Source organism: Dietzia massiliensis, from assembly GCF_018390595.1.
Lineage (GTDB): Bacteria > Actinomycetota > Actinomycetes > Mycobacteriales > Mycobacteriaceae > Dietzia > Dietzia massiliensis.
The window spans coordinates 1-351 of sequence record NZ_JAHBAV010000324.1 but is presented as its reverse complement, the minus strand read 5'-3'; the positions used below and the strand labels follow the sequence as shown (position 1 = coordinate 351).

1 protein-coding gene is annotated in these 351 nt (G+C 67.8%); it reads right to left on the bottom strand.

Going from position 1 to position 351, the window contains the following annotated elements:
- On the bottom strand, positions 1 to 351 hold a 351-nt coding region (locus tag KHA85_RS17410; protein ID WP_213186743.1), incomplete at both ends, for an alpha/beta fold hydrolase.

Genomic DNA, 351 nt, shown 5'->3' with positions numbered 1-351 from the left:
CTTGTCAACCAGGACCTGAGCTTGTTGCCGACGGACAGGACGGGCGTGGGCGCGATGATCGGCAACACCAGCTCCGCCCCGGGGGCCGAGAGCAGCCGCAGCACCCATCCGACGTCGGGACCCAGGCCGCCGCTGCTGATCAGGATCAGCCGCTTGGCGTAGTCGGGGTGCTGATAGACGAACTGCATGGCGACACCGCCGCCGAGCGAATGACCGACCACGGTGGCCTGGCTGATACCGAGTTCGTCGAGGAAATCACGAAGCCAGACCGCAAACGCGCCCAGCGAGTAGTCGGTGCGGGGCTTCGCGGACTGGCCGTGGCCCAGCAGGTCGGGCGCGACGATCCGGAAC